This window comes from Variovorax boronicumulans (assembly GCF_009811375.1).
Lineage (GTDB): Bacteria > Pseudomonadota > Gammaproteobacteria > Burkholderiales > Burkholderiaceae_C > Variovorax > Variovorax boronicumulans.
In genome coordinates this window covers 2,448,032-2,462,672 of the sequence record NZ_BKDH01000001.1, presented here as the reverse complement: position 1 = coordinate 2,462,672, position 14,641 = coordinate 2,448,032, and the positions used below count along the sequence as shown (strand labels likewise).

The 14,641-nt window shown below is 67.5% G+C and carries 15 protein-coding genes; 7 read left to right on the top strand and 8 right to left on the bottom strand.

Translation table 11 applies throughout. The features are described from left to right. Both greA and VHAB30_RS11255 read left to right on the top strand, forming a co-directional pair. Positions 1–477 carry a transcription elongation factor GreA gene (greA, locus tag VHAB30_RS11260; protein WP_056518766.1) on the top strand — a complete coding sequence of 159 codons (477 nt, stop codon included), beginning with the start codon at positions 1–3 and terminating at the stop codon, positions 475–477. A gap of 5 nt (positions 478–482) precedes the next feature. Then, the gene (locus VHAB30_RS11255) at positions 483–905 is read left to right on the top strand and encodes a DUF4149 domain-containing protein (protein ID WP_159277091.1); all 423 of its coding nucleotides are present in this window, start codon (positions 483–485) and stop codon (positions 903–905) included. 37 nt (positions 906–942) lie between these two features. Here VHAB30_RS11255 and VHAB30_RS11250 read toward each other — a convergent pair whose 3' ends face one another. Together VHAB30_RS11250 and VHAB30_RS11245 are read right to left on the bottom strand one after the other, a co-directional pair. Next, the gene (locus VHAB30_RS11250; protein ID WP_167395020.1) at positions 943–1,662 is read right to left on the bottom strand and encodes a glycosyltransferase; all 720 of its coding nucleotides are present in this window, start codon (positions 1,660–1,662) and stop codon (positions 943–945) included. 41 nt (positions 1,663–1,703) lie between these two features. Further along, positions 1,704–2,183, bottom strand: a complete 480-nt coding sequence (locus tag VHAB30_RS11245; RefSeq protein ID WP_062471564.1) for a YhbY family RNA-binding protein — start codon at positions 2,181–2,183, stop codon at positions 1,704–1,706. A 33-nt stretch (positions 2,184–2,216) separates the two neighbouring features. On the opposite strand from VHAB30_RS11245, the gene VHAB30_RS11240 reads away from it, so the two are divergent. The 5 genes from VHAB30_RS11240 (at position 2,217) to VHAB30_RS11220 (ending at position 7,721) form a co-directional block, all read left to right on the top strand. Next, positions 2,217–2,885, top strand: coding sequence for an RlmE family RNA methyltransferase (locus VHAB30_RS11240; RefSeq protein WP_159277090.1), 669 nt, complete (start codon positions 2,217–2,219; stop codon positions 2,883–2,885). A 166-nt stretch (positions 2,886–3,051) separates the two neighbouring features. Next, entirely contained in the window at positions 3,052–4,968 is a 1,917-nt protein-coding gene (gene ftsH / locus VHAB30_RS11235; RefSeq protein WP_062471558.1) for an ATP-dependent zinc metalloprotease FtsH, read from the top strand. A gap of 115 nt (positions 4,969–5,083) precedes the next feature. Beyond that, complete coding sequence (gene folP, locus VHAB30_RS11230; protein ID WP_159277089.1) at positions 5,084–5,896, top strand: dihydropteroate synthase; 813 nt, start codon at positions 5,084–5,086, stop codon at positions 5,894–5,896. Further along, entirely contained in the window at positions 5,893–7,230 is a 1,338-nt protein-coding gene (glmM, locus tag VHAB30_RS11225) for a phosphoglucosamine mutase (protein ID WP_159277088.1), read from the top strand. Before folP ends, glmM begins: the two co-directional genes overlap by 4 nt. Then, positions 7,227–7,721 (top strand): GNAT family N-acetyltransferase, encoded by a 495-nt coding sequence (locus tag VHAB30_RS11220; protein WP_159277087.1) that lies wholly within the window; start codon positions 7,227–7,229, stop codon positions 7,719–7,721. Before glmM ends, VHAB30_RS11220 begins: the two co-directional genes overlap by 4 nt. Before the next feature lie 103 nt (positions 7,722–7,824). Here VHAB30_RS11220 and VHAB30_RS11215 read toward each other — a convergent pair whose 3' ends face one another. The 6 genes from VHAB30_RS11215 to VHAB30_RS11190 all read right to left on the bottom strand — a co-directional run bounded on the left by VHAB30_RS11215 (position 7,825) and on the right by VHAB30_RS11190 (position 14,641). Beyond that, entirely contained in the window at positions 7,825–9,102 is a 1,278-nt protein-coding gene (locus tag VHAB30_RS11215; RefSeq protein ID WP_159277086.1) for an acyl-CoA dehydrogenase family protein, read from the bottom strand. Between the two features lie 34 nt (positions 9,103–9,136). Next, the gene (locus tag VHAB30_RS11210) at positions 9,137–10,243 is read right to left on the bottom strand and encodes a phosphotransferase (protein WP_159271910.1); all 1,107 of its coding nucleotides are present in this window, start codon (positions 10,241–10,243) and stop codon (positions 9,137–9,139) included. A 12-nt stretch (positions 10,244–10,255) separates the two neighbouring features. Further along, positions 10,256–10,975: a Crp/Fnr family transcriptional regulator gene (locus VHAB30_RS11205; RefSeq protein WP_062471540.1), complete on the bottom strand. Its 720-nt coding sequence runs from the start codon at positions 10,973–10,975 to the stop codon at positions 10,256–10,258. A gap of 60 nt (positions 10,976–11,035) precedes the next feature. Continuing rightward, positions 11,036–11,815 carry an oxepin-CoA hydrolase, alternative type gene (locus tag VHAB30_RS11200; RefSeq protein WP_070060542.1) on the bottom strand — a complete coding sequence of 260 codons (780 nt, stop codon included), beginning with the start codon at positions 11,813–11,815 and terminating at the stop codon, positions 11,036–11,038. 11 nt (positions 11,816–11,826) lie between these two features. Next, on the bottom strand, positions 11,827–13,347 hold the full coding sequence (locus tag VHAB30_RS11195) for a 3-hydroxyacyl-CoA dehydrogenase (protein ID WP_159277085.1): 1,521 nt from the start codon (positions 13,345–13,347) through the stop codon (positions 11,827–11,829). A 133-nt stretch (positions 13,348–13,480) separates the two neighbouring features. Next, positions 13,481–14,641, bottom strand: a complete 1,161-nt coding sequence (locus VHAB30_RS11190; RefSeq protein WP_159277084.1) for an MFS transporter — start codon at positions 14,639–14,641, stop codon at positions 13,481–13,483.

Here is a 14,641-nt window from a genome sequence, read left to right as displayed (position 1 = left end):
ATGGCCACCATTCCGATCACCAAGCGCGGCGCTGAAAAACTGCGCGCCGAACTGCATCAGCTCAAGACGGTCGACCGTCCCTGGGTCATCAACGCCATTTCCGAGGCACGCGCCCAGGGCGACCTGAGCGAAAACGCCGAGTACGAAGTCGCCAAGGACCGCCAGGGCTTCATCGAGGGCCGCATCCAGGAAGTCGAAGGCAAGCTTTCGGCCGCGCAGATCATCGACCCGAGCGAGCTCGATGCCGGCGGCAAGGTGGTGTTCGGTTCGACCGTCGAACTCGAAGAAGAAGAGTCGGGCGATGCCGTCAAGTACCAGATCGTGGGCGAAGACGAAGCCGACCTGAAGCTCGGCCTCATCAACATCTCCAGCCCGATCGCACGCGCGCTGATCGGCAAGGAAGAGGGCGACACGGCCGAAGTGCAGGCGCCGGGCGGCCTCAAGCGCTACGAGATCGTGGCGGTCCGCTACCTCTGAGCCGGATGAAAGACCGCGTCGCGCTGATGCTGGCGGCCCTCTGGTGGGGCAGCCTCAGCACCATCGGTTTCCTGGTGGTGCCGATGCTGTTCGCCAGGCTCGGCAACCCGGCGGTGGCCGGCAATTTCGCCGCCCAGCTGTTCGAGGCGCAAAGCTGGATCGCCATCGGCTGCGGACTGATCCTGCTGATCCATTTCCGCCAGAAGGCCGACGATGGCATGACCAAGCCGGTGTTGACGGCCATCTTCCTGGTGCTGGCGGCGCTGCTGCTGGCGCTGTTGCAGCAGTACGCCGTGGCGCCGCGCATCGTGGCGCGCGACAACCTCAAGCTGTGGCACGCCGTGGGCACGGGCATGTACTTCGTTCAGTGGGCCTGCGCCGGCACGTTGCTGTGGCGCATGGGCGGCGCCGCTCGGGCACCACGCTGAACCGGGGCGGCGACACGCATCGTCGCCGCCTCCGGCTTTACTCTTTCCAGTGCTTGGCGACCCAGCTCGCTGGCCGGATGTAGCGGAAGGCGCGGTTGCGCCGTCCCGCCAGCGCATCGGGCGGGTTGCACTCGCCGTGGAACACCATCACGCGGGCGCCTTCGGGCACGAAGGGCTCTTCCCAGTAGTTGGTCGGCCAGGTCGGGATGCCGTGGTACTTGAAGCTCGGGCACCAGGCCGCCGGCCAGTAGGCCAGCTTGCCCTGCTTGTGCAGCACGTCCGACAGGTAGGCCTGCTCGTTGCGGTATTCGGCCTGCACCTTGTCCATGTTGGCGCGGAAGTACGCCAGCACGTCGGCATGGGCGCCCAGCTCGAAGCGGTAGACCGATGAATTGCCCGTGATCCGCTCGCGCCGCCAGGGGCGGGCGTAGTCGTGAATGATCAGGAATTCGCCGGGCTGCTCGAAGAAGGCGTCCAGGCTGCCGACGATCACCACGTCGACGTCCAGGAAGAGGGCGGTGCCGCGCAGGCCGTGCAGGTCCTGCTCGAAAGTCGTGAGCTTCTTCCAGGCGCCGTCGCGCTGGCCCGGAGCCAGCTGGAGGTTGAGCGGCGGAATGGGCAGGCACGTCACTTCGGGGCGAATGCCGTTGCCGTCGTCGGTCAGGCAGACGAACTTGAAGTCGCCGCTGAGGTGGCGGCGCACCATGGCGTAGAGCCGGTTGACGTACTCGGGGCCGTACTTGGTGCCCCACTTCATGCAGAGGATATGGCGCTGGGCGCCTTGCGCTGCCACCAAGTTCAGTCCGCCTGGTTGCGTTTCTTGGCCGACAGCGGACGCTTGGCCTTGGCGCGCTTGATGGTGCCGCCAGGGGTCAGGCGCTGGTTGCCGAGCACGCGCAGGGTCTTGATTTCAGGGCGCTGGCCGCCGCGCTTGCTGTACTTGACGATCTTCACGTCGCGCGGGCCGGGCATGCGGTCTTCGTCGATCACACGCTCTTTTTCGGGCTTCGGGCGCCACAGCACGAGCAGCTTGCCGATGTGCTGGATCGGGGCGGCGTCGAGCTCGTCGGCGAGCTCCTGGAGCATGGCGTCACGGGCGAGGCGGTCGTCGGAGAAGACGCGCACCTTGATCAGGCCATGGGCCTTCAGGGCCGCGTCGGCCTCCTTTTTCACGGCAGGGGTGAGCCCGTCTCCACCGACCATGACGATCGGATCCAGGTGGTGAGCTTCGGCGCGGTGCACCTTGCGCTCGGCAGGGGTAAGTTGAATGGCGGGCATCCCCGTATTATCGACGCGTACACGAACACCCTCATGAGCACCAAAGCCAAAAGCAAAAAAGTCAACAAGGCGTGGCTTCACGACCACATCAACGACCCCTACGTGAAGCTCGCGACCAGAGAGGGCTACCGCGCCCGCGCGGCTTACAAGCTCAAGGAAATCGACGAGTCGCTCGGGCTGGTCAAGCCCGGCCAGCTGGTGGTCGACCTGGGTTCGACCCCGGGCGCCTGGAGCCAGTACCTGCGGCGGCGCATGTCGCCCGGCGGGGCGGCGGTCGGCGATCTCAACGGCACCATCATTTCGCTCGACCTGCTGCCGATGGAGCCGATCGAGGGCGTGACCTTCCTGCAGGGCGATTTCCGCGAAGACGCGCTGCTGGCGCAGCTCCTGGCGGTGCTGGACGGCCGCAAGGCCGACCTGGTGGTGTCCGACATGGCACCCAACCTGTCGGGCATCCATTCGGCCGATGCGGCCCGCGTGGCGCACCTGATCGAGCTGGCCATCGACTTCGCCCAGCACCACATGAAGCCCGAAGGGGCATTGGTGGCGAAGGTATTCCACGGCAGCGGGTACGACGAATTGGTCAAGATGTTCAAGGCCAATTTCCGCGTCGTGAAGCCGCTCAAGCCCAAGGCATCGCGCGACAAATCGGCCGAGACCTTCCTCATCGGCAGGGGATTGAAGGCATCCGATACGCATTGATACCTTGCCGTGGAGTGCCCTCCAGGGGCGCAAACCCTTGTCAGCCTATGGCTGCTATAGGGAAATGTCCGCTTTTCGCAGCTTGAAAAGCCTAAAATGGGGCGCAATTGCGTACCCTCAGCGCGTATTTCATATTCCCGTCACGCGCTTTCGACTGGAGCTTCGTTTGAACAATCAGTGGTTTTCCAAAGTTGCCGTATGGCTCGTCATTGCCATGGTGTTGTTCACTGTGTTCAAGCAGTTCGACACCCGCGGTGGCGTCGGCTCGGGAACGGTGAGCTATTCCGAGTTCCTGGACCAGGTCCGCAACAACCAGATCAAGAGCGCCATCATTCCTGAAGGCGCCGGCGGCGGCGAGATCGTCGCCGTCACCAACGACGATCGCAAGATCCGCACGACCGCCACGGTCCTCGACCGCGGCCTCGTGGGCGACCTGATCGACCACAACGTCAAGTTCGACGTCAAGCCGCGCGAAGAGGGCTCGCTCCTCATGACCCTGCTGGTCAGCTGGGGCCCGATGCTGCTGCTGATCGGCGTCTGGATCTACTTCATGCGCCAGATGCAGGGCGGCGGCAAGGGCGGGGCGTTCAGCTTCGGCAAGAGCAAGGCCCGCATGATGGACGAGAACAACAACACGGTCACTTTCGCCGACGTCGCAGGCTGCGACGAGGCCAAGGAAGAAGTCCGTGAAGTCGTCGACTTCCTCAAGGACCCGCAGCGATTCCAGAAACTCGGCGGCCGCATTCCGCGCGGCCTGCTGCTGGTCGGCCCTCCGGGCACCGGCAAGACGCTGCTGGCCAAGTCGATCGCCGGCGAAGCCAAGGTGCCGTTCTTCTCGATCTCGGGTTCCGACTTCGTTGAAATGTTCGTCGGCGTGGGCGCGGCCCGCGTGCGCGACATGTTCGAGAACGCCAAGAAGAACGCGCCCTGCATCATCTTCATCGACGAAATCGATGCGGTGGGTCGCCAGCGCGGCGCCGGTCTCGGCGGCGGCAATGACGAGCGCGAGCAGACCCTCAACCAGATGCTGGTCGAGATGGACGGCTTCGAAACCAACCTCGGCGTGATCGTGGTGGCTGCCACCAACCGCCCCGACATCCTCGACGCCGCGCTGCTGCGTCCGGGCCGCTTTGACCGTCAGGTGTACGTCACGCTGCCCGACATCCGCGGCCGCGAGCAGATCCTGGCCGTCCACATGCGCAAGGTCCCGCTGGGCCAGGACGTGAACCCGAGCGTCATCGCTCGCGGCACGCCCGGCATGTCGGGCGCCGACCTGGCCAACCTGTGCAACGAAGCCGCCCTGATGGCAGCCCGCCGCAATGCGCGCGTGGTCGAGATGCAGGACTTCGAGAAGGCCAAGGACAAGATCTTCATGGGCCCCGAGCGCAAGAGCATGGTCATGCCCGAGGAAGAGCGCCGCAATACGGCCTACCACGAGTCCGGCCACGCCCTCATCGGCAAGCTGCTGCCCAAGTGCGACCCGGTCCACAAGGTCACGATCATTCCGCGCGGCCGCGCCCTCGGCGTGACCATGAGCCTGCCGTCGCAGGACCGCTACAGCTACGACCGCGAGTACATGCTGAACCAGATCAGCATGCTGTTCGGTGGCCGTATCGCCGAAGAAGTGTTCATGCACCAGATGACCACCGGCGCCAGCAACGACTTCGAGCGCGCGACCTCCATCGCCCGTGACATGGTCACGCGCTACGGCATGACCGATGCGCTGGGCCCGATGGTCTATGCCGAGAACGAAGGCGAAGTGTTCCTGGGCCGCTCGGTCACCAAGACGACCAACATGAGCGAACAGACCATGGAAAAGGTCGACGGCGAGGTGCGCCGCATCATCGACGAGCAGTACGCCTTGGCGCGCCGTCTCATCGAAGAGAACAGCGACAAGATGCACGCCATGGCCAAGGCGCTGCTCGAATGGGAAACCATCGACAGCGAACAGCTCGACGACATCATGGCCGGCCGCGCACCGCGTCCGCCCAAGGACTGGACGCCGCGCATTCCGCCTTCGGGCAGCGGCGGCAGTGGTGGCACGCCGGCTGTCAATCCTGATCCGGCGCCGACCGCCGCTTGAGGTGGGCTTGAAATCAAGCAACAACGGGGCCCCTGGCCCCGTTTTCCATGGTGAGCCAGATGGTGCGGTTTGGCAGACCTCGCGTTTCAGGATTGATCTCGCGCAGCCGCGCGTGATGGGCATCGTCAACGTCACGCCCGATTCCTTCTCCGACGGCGGCGCGCACGCGTCGACCGAGACGGCGCTGAAGCACTGCGAGCAGTTGCTGAAGGACGGCGCCGACATCCTCGACATCGGCGGTGAATCGACCCGCCCTGGCAGCCCCGCCGTGCCGCTCGACGCCGAGCTGGCGCGCGTGCTGCCCGTGGTGCGCGAGGCCGTGAAGCTGAACGTGCCGCTGTCGATCGACACCTACAAGCCCGAGGTGATGCGCGCCGTGCTCGACCTGGGCGCGGACATCGTCAACGACATCTGGGCGCTGCGCCAACCCGGCGCGCGCGAGGCCGTGGCGGCGCACCCGACCTGCGGCATCTGCCTGATGCACATGCACCGCGACCCGCAGACCATGCAGGCGCTGCCGATGCAGGGCGACGTGATTCCCGAGGTGCTGGCTTTCTGGGACGCGCAACTGGCGCCCCTGACGGCGCTGGGCATCGACCCCGCGCGCATCACGCTCGATCCGGGCGTCGGTTTCGGCAAGAGCGTGGCGCAGAACTTCGCGCTCCTCGGTCGACAGCGGGAATTGTTGGCAACCGGTTACCCCTTGTTGCTAGGTTGGTCCCGCAAGTCCTCCATCGGGGCCGTCACCGGCATCGACAATGCATCCGGGCGTACCGTGCCCAGCGTGGCAGCCGCCGTGCTGGCCGTGGACCGCGGTGCGGCGGTCGTGCGGGTGCACGACGTACGCGACACCGTCGCCGCCCTCGCCGTATGGCGTGCCATGCGCGCGGAAGCACCGCAAGAACACCTTCAAAGAGCAACAACATGACCCGTAAGTATTTCGGCACCGACGGCATCCGCGGCACGGTCGGCCAATCGCCCATCACCCCCGATTTCGTGCTGCGTCTCGCGCACGCCGTCGGCCGCGTGCTCAAGAAAACCCAGGCCCGTCCCACCGTGCTGATCGGCAAGGACACCCGCATCTCGGGCTACATGCTCGAGTCGGCGCTCGAGTCGGGCTTCAACTCCGCCGGCGTCGACGTGGTGCTGCTCGGCCCGCTGCCCACGCCGGGCGTGGCCTACCTCACGCGCGCCCAGCGCGCCAGCCTGGGCGTGGTGATCAGCGCCAGCCACAATGCCTTTCCCGACAACGGCATCAAGTTCTTCAGCGCGCAGGGCACCAAGCTCGACGACGCCTGGGAGCTGGCCGTCGAGGCGGCGCTCGAAGAAGCGCCTGTCTGGGTGGATTCGGCCAACCTGGGCAAGGCCCGCCGCCTCAACGATGCCGATGGCCGCTACATCGAGTTCTGCAAGAGCACCTTCGCCAACGACCTGTCGCTGCGCGGCATGAAGCTGGTGGTCGATGCCGCCCACGGCGCGGCCTACCAGGTGGCGCCGAACGTGTTCCACGAACTGGGCGCGGACGTCACCAGCATCGGCTGTGCGCCCGATGGGCTCAACATCAACAAGGGTTTCGGCGCCACGCATCCCGAGGCGCTGGTCGCCACCGTGACGGCGCAGAAGGCCGACTACGGCATCGCGCTGGACGGCGACGCCGACCGGCTGCAGCTGGTCGACGCCAGCGGCCGCCTGTTCAACGGCGACGAGCTGCTGTACCTGATGGTGGCCGAACGTGTCGCGCGCGGCGAGAAGCCGGCGGGCGTGGTCGGCACGCTCATGACCAACAAGGCCGTCGAGATGGCCCTGCGCGCACAAGACATCGAGTTCGTGCGCGCCAAGGTCGGCGACCGCTACGTGCTCGAAGAGCTCGACAAGCGCGGCTGGCTGCTCGGCGGCGAAGGCTCAGGCCACCTGCTGGCACTCGACCGCCACACCACGGGCGACGGCATCGTCAGCGCGCTGCAGGTGCTGCAGGCCTGCGTGCGCAGCGGCAAGACGGTGGCGCAGCTGCTCGAAGGCGTGACGCTGTTCCCGCAGACGCTGATCAACGTGCGCCTCGCACCCGACCAGGACTGGAAGAGCAACGCAGCGCTCGCCAGCGAAACGAAGCGTATCGAAGCCGAGCTGGGCGATGCGGGCCGCGTGCTGATCCGTGCGAGTGGCACCGAGCCGCTGGTGCGCGTGATGGTCGAGGCGCGCGATCCGAAGCAGTCGCAGTCTTGTGCCGAGCGCCTCGCGGCCACGCTCAAGCCTGCCGCATGACGACGGCGAGCCGCATCGAAACCCGCCTGGCCGACTACCGCGATCCGCTGCAGGCGGCGGCGGTGGTCGAGCTGCTCGACAGCTACGCGCGCGACCCGGCCGGCGGTGGCACGCCGCTGCCCGCGTCGGTGCGCGAAGGCCTGCCCGCCGCGCTGGCGGCACGTCCGCAGGCGTTCAGCGTGCTGGCTTTCGACGGCGACACGCCCGTGGGCCTGATCAACTGCATCGAAGGTTTTTCGACCTTCGCCTGCCAGCCACTGGTGAATGTGCACGACGTGGTCGTGCGCGCCAGCCACCGCGGCCAGCGCGTGGCGCAGCAGATGTTCGCGCAGGTTGAGCAGGAAGCCCGCCGGCGCGGCGCCTGCAAGCTCACGCTCGAGGTGCTGTCGGGCAACGCGCCCGCGCTGCGCAGCTACGAGCGCGAGGGCTTCGTCAGCTACCAGCTCGACCCGGAATTCGGCCACGCCGTCTTCCTGCAGAAGAAGCTCTGACCGAATCAGGCCAATGAAAATGCCGCCGACGCGCAAGGCGTAGGCGGCATGGCCAGATGAGAAAGACAAGGGCGCGGCGATCGCGCCCTTTCTTCTTTCCGGATCAGAAGCGCGTGACAGGCGCGTCGGCGGTAGCGCCCGACTTGTCGGCAGCGTACTTGCCCAGCTCCCACTTGGCGATCGCGTTGCGGTGCACTTCGTCCGGACCGTCGGCAAAGCGCAGCGTGCGCGCCTGCGCGTAGGCCGAGGCCAGCGGGAAGTCGTCGCACATGCCGCCGCCGCCGTGGACCTGCATGGCCCAGTCGATGACCTGGCAGGCCATGGTGGGTGCCACCACCTTGATCATGGCGATCTCGGTGCGCGCGACCTTGTTGCCGGCCACGTCCATCAGCCAGGCGGCCTTCAGCGTGAGCAGGCGGGCCATGTCGATCTTGCAGCGTGCTTCGGCGATGCGTTCCTGCGTGACGGTCTGCGAGGCGACGGTCTTGCCGAAGGCCACGCGCGACGAGGCGCGCTTGCACATCAGTTCGAGCGCGCGCTCGGCCAGGCCGATCAGGCGCATGCAGTGGTGGATGCGTCCGGGGCCAAGGCGACCCTGGGCGATCTCGAAGCCGCGGCCTTCGCCCAGCAGGATGTTGCCCACGGGCACGCGCACGTTCTCGAAGTACATCTCGACGTGGCCGTGCGGCGCGTCGTCGTAGCCCATCACGTTCAGCGGGCGCACGATGCGGATGCCCTTGGCATCGGCCGGCACGATGACCATGCTCTGCTGCGAGTGCTTGGGCGCTTCGGGATCGGTCTTGCCCATGGTGACGAACACGGCGCAGCGCGGATCGGCGGCACCGGAGATCCACCACTTGTGGCCGTTGATGACGTACTCGTCGCCCTGGCGCTCGATGCGGGTGGCGATGTTGGTGGCATCGCTGGAGGCGACGTCGGGTTCGGTCATCGCGAAGGCCGAGCGGATCTGGCCTTCGAGCAGCGGCTTGAGCCAGCGCGCCTTGATATCTTCCGAGCCGTAGCGGGCGATGGTTTCCATGTTGCCGGTGTCGGGCGCCGAGCAGTTGAAGGCTTCGGAGGCCCATGGCACCCGGCCCATGATCTCGGCCAGCGGGGCGTATTCCTGGTTGGTCAGGCCCGCACCCTCATAGCCCGAGGCCGAGGCGCTGTCGACCGGCAGGAACAGGTTCCACAGGCCTTGTGCCTTGGCCTTGGCCTTGAGCTTCTCGACGGTCTGCAGGGCGCTCCAGCGCTTGCCGGCGACCGTGTTGGCGGCCAGTTCGGCGCTGTACTCGGCTTCGGCCGGGTAGATGTGGTCTTCCATGAAGGCGAGAACGCGCTTCTGAAGCTCCTTGGTTTTGGCCGAATATTCGAAATCCATGCTGTCTCCTGGTGGGGTTAAGGGGGAGGGCTGGCTATGCCTTTTGGGCAAATTGCCAGGCCATCTCGGCCATCGGCCGTGCGCCACGGGCGGACGCCACGGCTTGCTCGCTCGATGCGGTACCGGCTTCGACGCGTTTCGCAATGCCCTGCAGGATGGCGGCCATGCGAAACAGGTTGTAGGCTTGGTAGAAATTCCAGTCGGGCGCCAGCGCCTCGGGCGTGCTGATGCGCGTGCGCTCGCAATAGCGGGCGATGTATTCGCTCTCGGTGGGAATGCCCAGCGCCGCCACGTCCACGCCGCCGATGCCGCGGCCGGTGGTGGGGGGCATGTGCCACGACATGCAGTGGTAGCTGAAGTCGGCCAGCGGATGGCCCAGCGTGGAGAGCTCCCAGTCGAGCACCGCGATGATGCGCGGCTCGGTGGCGTGGAACATCACGTTGTCCAGGCGGTAGTCGCCATGCACGATCGAGACCTTGGTCTCGTCGCGTGCGCTCGCCGGCATGTGGGCGGGGAGCCAGTCGATCAGGCGCTCCATGGCGTCGATGGGCTGCGACAGTTCGCCGGCACCATCGGCCGAGGCCTTGTACTGCTTGCTCCAGCGGCCGATCTGGCGCTCGAAGTAGTTGCCGGGCTTGCCGTAGTCGCCCAGGCCGCGGGCGGCGAAGTCGACCGTATGCAGTGCCGCGATGACGCGGTTCATCTCGTCGTAGTAGGCAGCGCGTTCGGCGTTGCTGAAGCCGGGCAGCGACTGGTCCCACAGCACGCGGCCCTGCATGAACTCCATGATGTAGAAGGCGCGGCCGATGATGGACTCGTCTTCGCACAGGCAGTACATGCGCGGCACGGGCACGTCGGTGCCCTGCAGGCCGCGCATCACCTTGTATTCGCGCTCGACCGCATGGGCCGAGGGCAGCAGCTTGGCGACCGGGCCGGGCTTGGCGCGCATCACGTAGCTCTGCGTGGGCGTGACCAGCTTGTAGGTCGGGTTGGACTGACCGCCCTTGAACATCTCGACCGTCAGCGGACCCTGGAAGCCCTCGAGGTTCTTTTCGAGCCAGGCCGCAAGCGCGTCCACGTCGAAGGTGTGCTGTTGGGACACCGCGCGGGTGCCGATGAAACTGGAGAAGTCCTGGCTCATGTCGAATCTTTTTTAGTTGTCTGCTTCAGAGATGTGCATCAGCGCCGAGCGGTCCAGCACGACCAGTCCGGCCGGCTCGATCCGAATGGTGCCCTCGCGCTCCATCGTCTTGAGTTCCTGGTTGACCCGCTGGCGCGAGGCGCCGAGCAGCTGCGCGAGTTCTTCCTGCGCCAGTTGCAGGCCGATGCGCGTCTGGCTGCCGTCGTCCAGGTTGGGCACGCCGTAGCTGCGCACCAGGTGAATGAGCTGCTTGGCCAGCCGTGCGCGCAAGGGCAGGGTGTTGAGGTCTTCTACCAGCCCGAACAGCGTGCGGATGCGGCGCGCTTGCAGCCGCATCAGTGCTTCGTACAGCTCGACGTGCGTGGCCAGGATCTTCTGGAAGTCGGCCCGCGCCACGCACAGCACGGTGGTATCGCCGTGCGAGTACGTGTCGTGCGTGCGCCGCTCCCCGTCGAACATCGCCACGTCGCCGAACCAGATACCCGGCTCGACGTAGGTCAGCGTCACCTGCTTGCCCGACACCGCGGTCGAACTCACGCGCAACGCCCCCTTGGCACAGGCGATCCAGTGCTCGGGCGGGTCGCCGCGCGCGGCGAGCAGGTCGCCGTCCTTGTAGCGTTTGACAAAGGCGCATCGGAGGATGTCGTGCCGTAGCGATGGAGATAGGGAAGAAAACCAGCGACCACTGTTGATCGCTTCACGTTCTTCGATGGTAAGAATGGGGTCGTCCATGGTCTGTCCTCTCGGCGACTGAAAAGCTGTGGGGTGTCTCAAGAGCGACGCCGTCAGGCGTCACTCGTAGCGAGGCGGTGTCTTGTCGAGGAACGCGGCGATGCCGATGCCCGCGTTCGCGTGGTGCAGGTTGCGCACGAAATGATCGCGCTCCTGCGATAGCTGCGACGCCAGTGTGGCGCCGCGCGCGTCGCTCAGCAGTTCCTTGATGCTGGCCAGCGAATTGGGTGCGCGCGCGTTCAGGCGCGTGGCCAGGGCCATCGCGCCCGCCAGCGCCTGCCCGCTGTCGGTGAGCTCGTTGACGAGGCCGAAGGCATGCAGGCGCGCGGCCTCGATGCGCTCGCCGTTCATCAGCCATTCGCTCGCCAGCTGGCGCGGCAGCGCCTGCCCGAGGTGCCAGCTGAGGCCGCCGTCGGGCGAGAGCGCCACGTTGCTGTAAGAGGCGGCGAACACGGCGTCGCGCGCGGCCACGACGAAGTCGCAGGCCAGCGCGAGCGAGAAACCGGCGCCGGCCGCCGCACCCTCGACGGCGGCGATGACCGGCTTGGGGAAGGTGCGGATCGAGTCGATCCAGTTGTGCAGGCCTTCGATGCTCTCGGCCTGCACCGAGCGGTCGAGCTGGCGGTTGGCCAGCAGCCGCTGCAGCGAGCCGCCGGCGCAGAACCACGCGCCTTCGCCCACGATGACGACGCTGCGGATCTCGTCGCTGCTCTCGGCGCCGTTCAGCGCCTCGATGCCGGCGGCATAGATCTCGGGGCCCAGTGCATTGCGCTGGGTCGGGTTGACGATGGTCAGCACCATGGTGCTGCCTTCGCTGGTGCTCTTGAGTTCGGCGGTCATGGTGTGCGTGCTTATTCTTCTTCGTGCAGCAGGCTCAGGCCCAGCGCGCCGCGGCGGCGCAACCACGGGCTCGGGCGATAGCGCGGGTCGCCATACACGGTCTGCAGGTTGAACAGCACCTCGAGCATGTTGGTCGGCCCGTACAGGTTGCCCATGGCGAGCGGACCGCGCGGGTAGCCCAGGCCCAGCTGCACGGCGGTCTCGAGGTCGGCCGGCGTGCACACGCGCTGCTGGCACATGTCGGCGGCGATGTTGACGATGGCGCCGATCACGCGCTGCGTGACGAAGCCACCGCTGTCGCGGATCACGCTCACGGCCTTGCCGTCGCGCGCGAAGAGGGCGTGCGCGGCGTCGCGCACGTCGCGGCGCGTGGCCGGGTTGGTGGCGAGCACGCGGCGCTTGGTGGCGGCGTCGTCGATCAGCATGTCGATGCCGACGGTGCGCGTGGCGTCCAGCCGCTCGACCGCCGCGACCGTCGTCACGTCGAAGCCCAGCGGCGCGACCAGGATGATCGACTGCGGTGCGGGAGCGCTGCCGCTGTCGATCTGCGCACCCAGCGTGTTCACCAGGCGCAGCAGCTCGGCGCGGCGCGCGGCGCGCGGCGACACCCAGACCGCGGGCGTGCCTTCGATCACCGGCGCCGGCGCCTCGGGCGCCTGCTGCATCACGCCGTTGTCGTAGCGGTAGAAGCCTTCGCCCGTCTTGCGGCCGAGCGCGCCGGCGGCCAGGCGCTGCGCGGTGATCACGCTCGGGCGGAAGCGCGGCTCTTCGAAGTACTGGTGGTAGATCGACTCCATCACCGGGTGCGACACGTCGAGCGCCGTGAGGTCGAGCAGCTCGAACGGGCCGAGGCGAAAGCCCGCCTGGTCCTTCAGGATGCGGTCGATGGTGGCGAAGTCGGCCACGCCTTCGCCGACGATGCGCAGCGCCTCGGTGCCGTAGCCGCGGCCCGCGTGGTTGACGATGAAGCCCGGCGTGTCCTGCGCCTGCACGGCGCTGTGGCCCATCTGCGTGGCGTAGCCGGCCAGCTTCTGGCAGACCTCGGGCGAGGTCTTGAAGCCCGCCACCACCTCGACCACCTTCATTAGTGGCACGGGGTTGAAGAAGTGGAAGCCCGCGAAGCGCGCGGGGTGCTGCAGGCCGGCCGCGATGGCCGTGACCGACAGCGACGAGGTGTTGGTGACCAGCGTGGCGGTGGGCGCGACCACGTCCTCGAGCTCGCGAAACAGCGTGCGCTTGACCTCGAGGTTTTCGACGACGGCCTCGACCACGAGGTCGCAGCCTGCGAGCGCCTGCATGCCGTCGACCGCCTTCACGCGCGCCACATAGGCGTCGCGCGTGGGGGCGTCGATCTTGCCCTTCTCGTGCAGCTTGCTCCATTGGGCGGCGAGGGCTTCGCGGCCACGCTCGGCGGCACCGGCGAAGCTGTCGAGCAGCAGCACTTCGCTGCCGGCCTGGGCGGCGATCTGCGCGATGCCGCGCCCCATGGCGCCGGCGCCGATCACGCCGATTCGGGGGTAGTTCACTGTCATGGGATCAAGGTTCTCATGGGTTGGTGGGTGTCCGGGGCGGCCACGCCGGCGCGGGTGCGCGACGCGGACGAAAGCTCCGATTTTGCAATCTCGCGGGAGGCCCGCGCCCCGGGTGTTACGCGGGGCATCGGAATCAGGCCGGGCGGCGGCTGCGGTCGATGGCGATGCTCAGGCCCATGGCCAGCAGCATCAGCGCGAAACCGACCCGGCTCATCCACTCGGTGGCGTCGTTCGCCAGCAGCCAGCCGCCCAGTGCCGCACCCAGGGCCTGGCCGATGTAGATGCCCGAGCTGTTGAGCGCCACCGAGCCCGGTGCCAGGGCGGGCGCCAGCCCCACGAGGCGCGCCTGCTGCGAGGAATTGGTGGCAAAGCAGCCCAGGCCCCAGGGCACGAGCACCACCGCGAGCCACGCCAGCGTGCTGGCCAGCGGCCACAGCAGCAGGCTCAGCGCGATCAGCCCGGTCGTCAGCAGCACCATGCGCCCGGCGCCGACGCGGTCGATGTAGCGGCTCACCACCATGTTGCCCAGCAGGCCGAAGGCGCCGAACAGCGCCCACATCAGGCTCAGCGTGTTGGCGTCGGCGCCGAAGCCCTGCTTGAGCAGCGGGCCGAAATAGCTGAACAGCACGAACTGGCCGACGCCCTGCAGGGCCGTGACCGACACGATGCCCATCAGCACCGGGCTGCGCAGCACGCGCGACCAGGCGGCGGCCGTGAGTGCGGCGGGCCGGATGCCGCTGGGCAGCGTGAGCCAGACCGAGGCCGCGCTCACGACGCTGAGCGCCGCGATGGCCATGAAGGCCATGCGCCAGCCCAGGTGGCCGCCGATCAGCGCGCCGATCGGCAGGCCCAGCACCGAGGCCACCGACCAGCCGAGAAAGACGAAGGTCACGGCGCGCCCTCGCTGCTCGGGCGGCACCAGCATGCCGGCGCAGGCCGCGGCCTGGGGCGTGAAGATGGCGGGCGCGATCACCGTGAGCATGCGCACCGGCAGCAGCGCGCCGAAGCTGGGCACGAGCGCCGCGACCACATGCCACGCGGCGTACCAGAGCAGGGTGAGGGCCAGCAGCTTGCGGCGGTCCCAGCCGGCGACCGCGGCGGCCAGCAGCGGAGCGCCCAGGCACATCACGAAGGCGGCCGCGCTGATCAGCTGGCCTGCCGTGGCGACCTTGATGGCCAGTGAGGCGCTGATTTCATTGAGGGTGCCCGGCACGACCATCACGCCCGTGCCGATCACGAAATTGCCGGCCAGCAGCGCCCAGAGCGCGCCTCGCTGCGGCGCGGGCCGGCTCAT

Coding starts and splice junctions, on each gene's coding strand:
- VHAB30_RS11250 (WP_167395020.1), bottom strand. CDS start 1,662: ATGAAGTGGGGCACCAAGTACGGCCCCGAGTACGTCAACCGGCTCTAC.
- VHAB30_RS11190 (WP_159277084.1), bottom strand. CDS start 14,641: ATGAGCCGGCCCGCGCCGCAGCGAGGCGCGCTCTGGGCGCTGCTGGCC.
- VHAB30_RS11205 (WP_062471540.1), bottom strand. CDS start 10,975: ATGGACGACCCCATTCTTACCATCGAAGAACGTGAAGCGATCAACAGT.
- folP (WP_159277089.1), top strand. CDS start 5,084: ATGGGCATCGTCAACGTCACGCCCGATTCCTTCTCCGACGGCGGCGCG.
- VHAB30_RS11220 (WP_159277087.1), top strand. CDS start 7,227: ATGACGACGGCGAGCCGCATCGAAACCCGCCTGGCCGACTACCGCGAT.
- VHAB30_RS11210 (WP_159271910.1), bottom strand. CDS start 10,243: ATGAGCCAGGACTTCTCCAGTTTCATCGGCACCCGCGCGGTGTCCCAA.
- VHAB30_RS11245 (WP_062471564.1), bottom strand. CDS start 2,183: ATGCCCGCCATTCAACTTACCCCTGCCGAGCGCAAGGTGCACCGCGCC.
- VHAB30_RS11200 (WP_070060542.1), bottom strand. CDS start 11,815: ATGACCGCCGAACTCAAGAGCACCAGCGAAGGCAGCACCATGGTGCTG.
- VHAB30_RS11195 (WP_159277085.1), bottom strand. CDS start 13,347: ATGACAGTGAACTACCCCCGAATCGGCGTGATCGGCGCCGGCGCCATG.
- VHAB30_RS11240 (WP_159277090.1), top strand. CDS start 2,217: ATGAGCACCAAAGCCAAAAGCAAAAAAGTCAACAAGGCGTGGCTTCAC.
- VHAB30_RS11255 (WP_159277091.1), top strand. CDS start 483: ATGAAAGACCGCGTCGCGCTGATGCTGGCGGCCCTCTGGTGGGGCAGC.
- VHAB30_RS11215 (WP_159277086.1), bottom strand. CDS start 9,102: ATGGATTTCGAATATTCGGCCAAAACCAAGGAGCTTCAGAAGCGCGTT.
- glmM (WP_159277088.1), top strand. CDS start 5,893: ATGACCCGTAAGTATTTCGGCACCGACGGCATCCGCGGCACGGTCGGC.
- greA (WP_056518766.1), top strand. CDS start 1: ATGGCCACCATTCCGATCACCAAGCGCGGCGCTGAAAAACTGCGCGCC.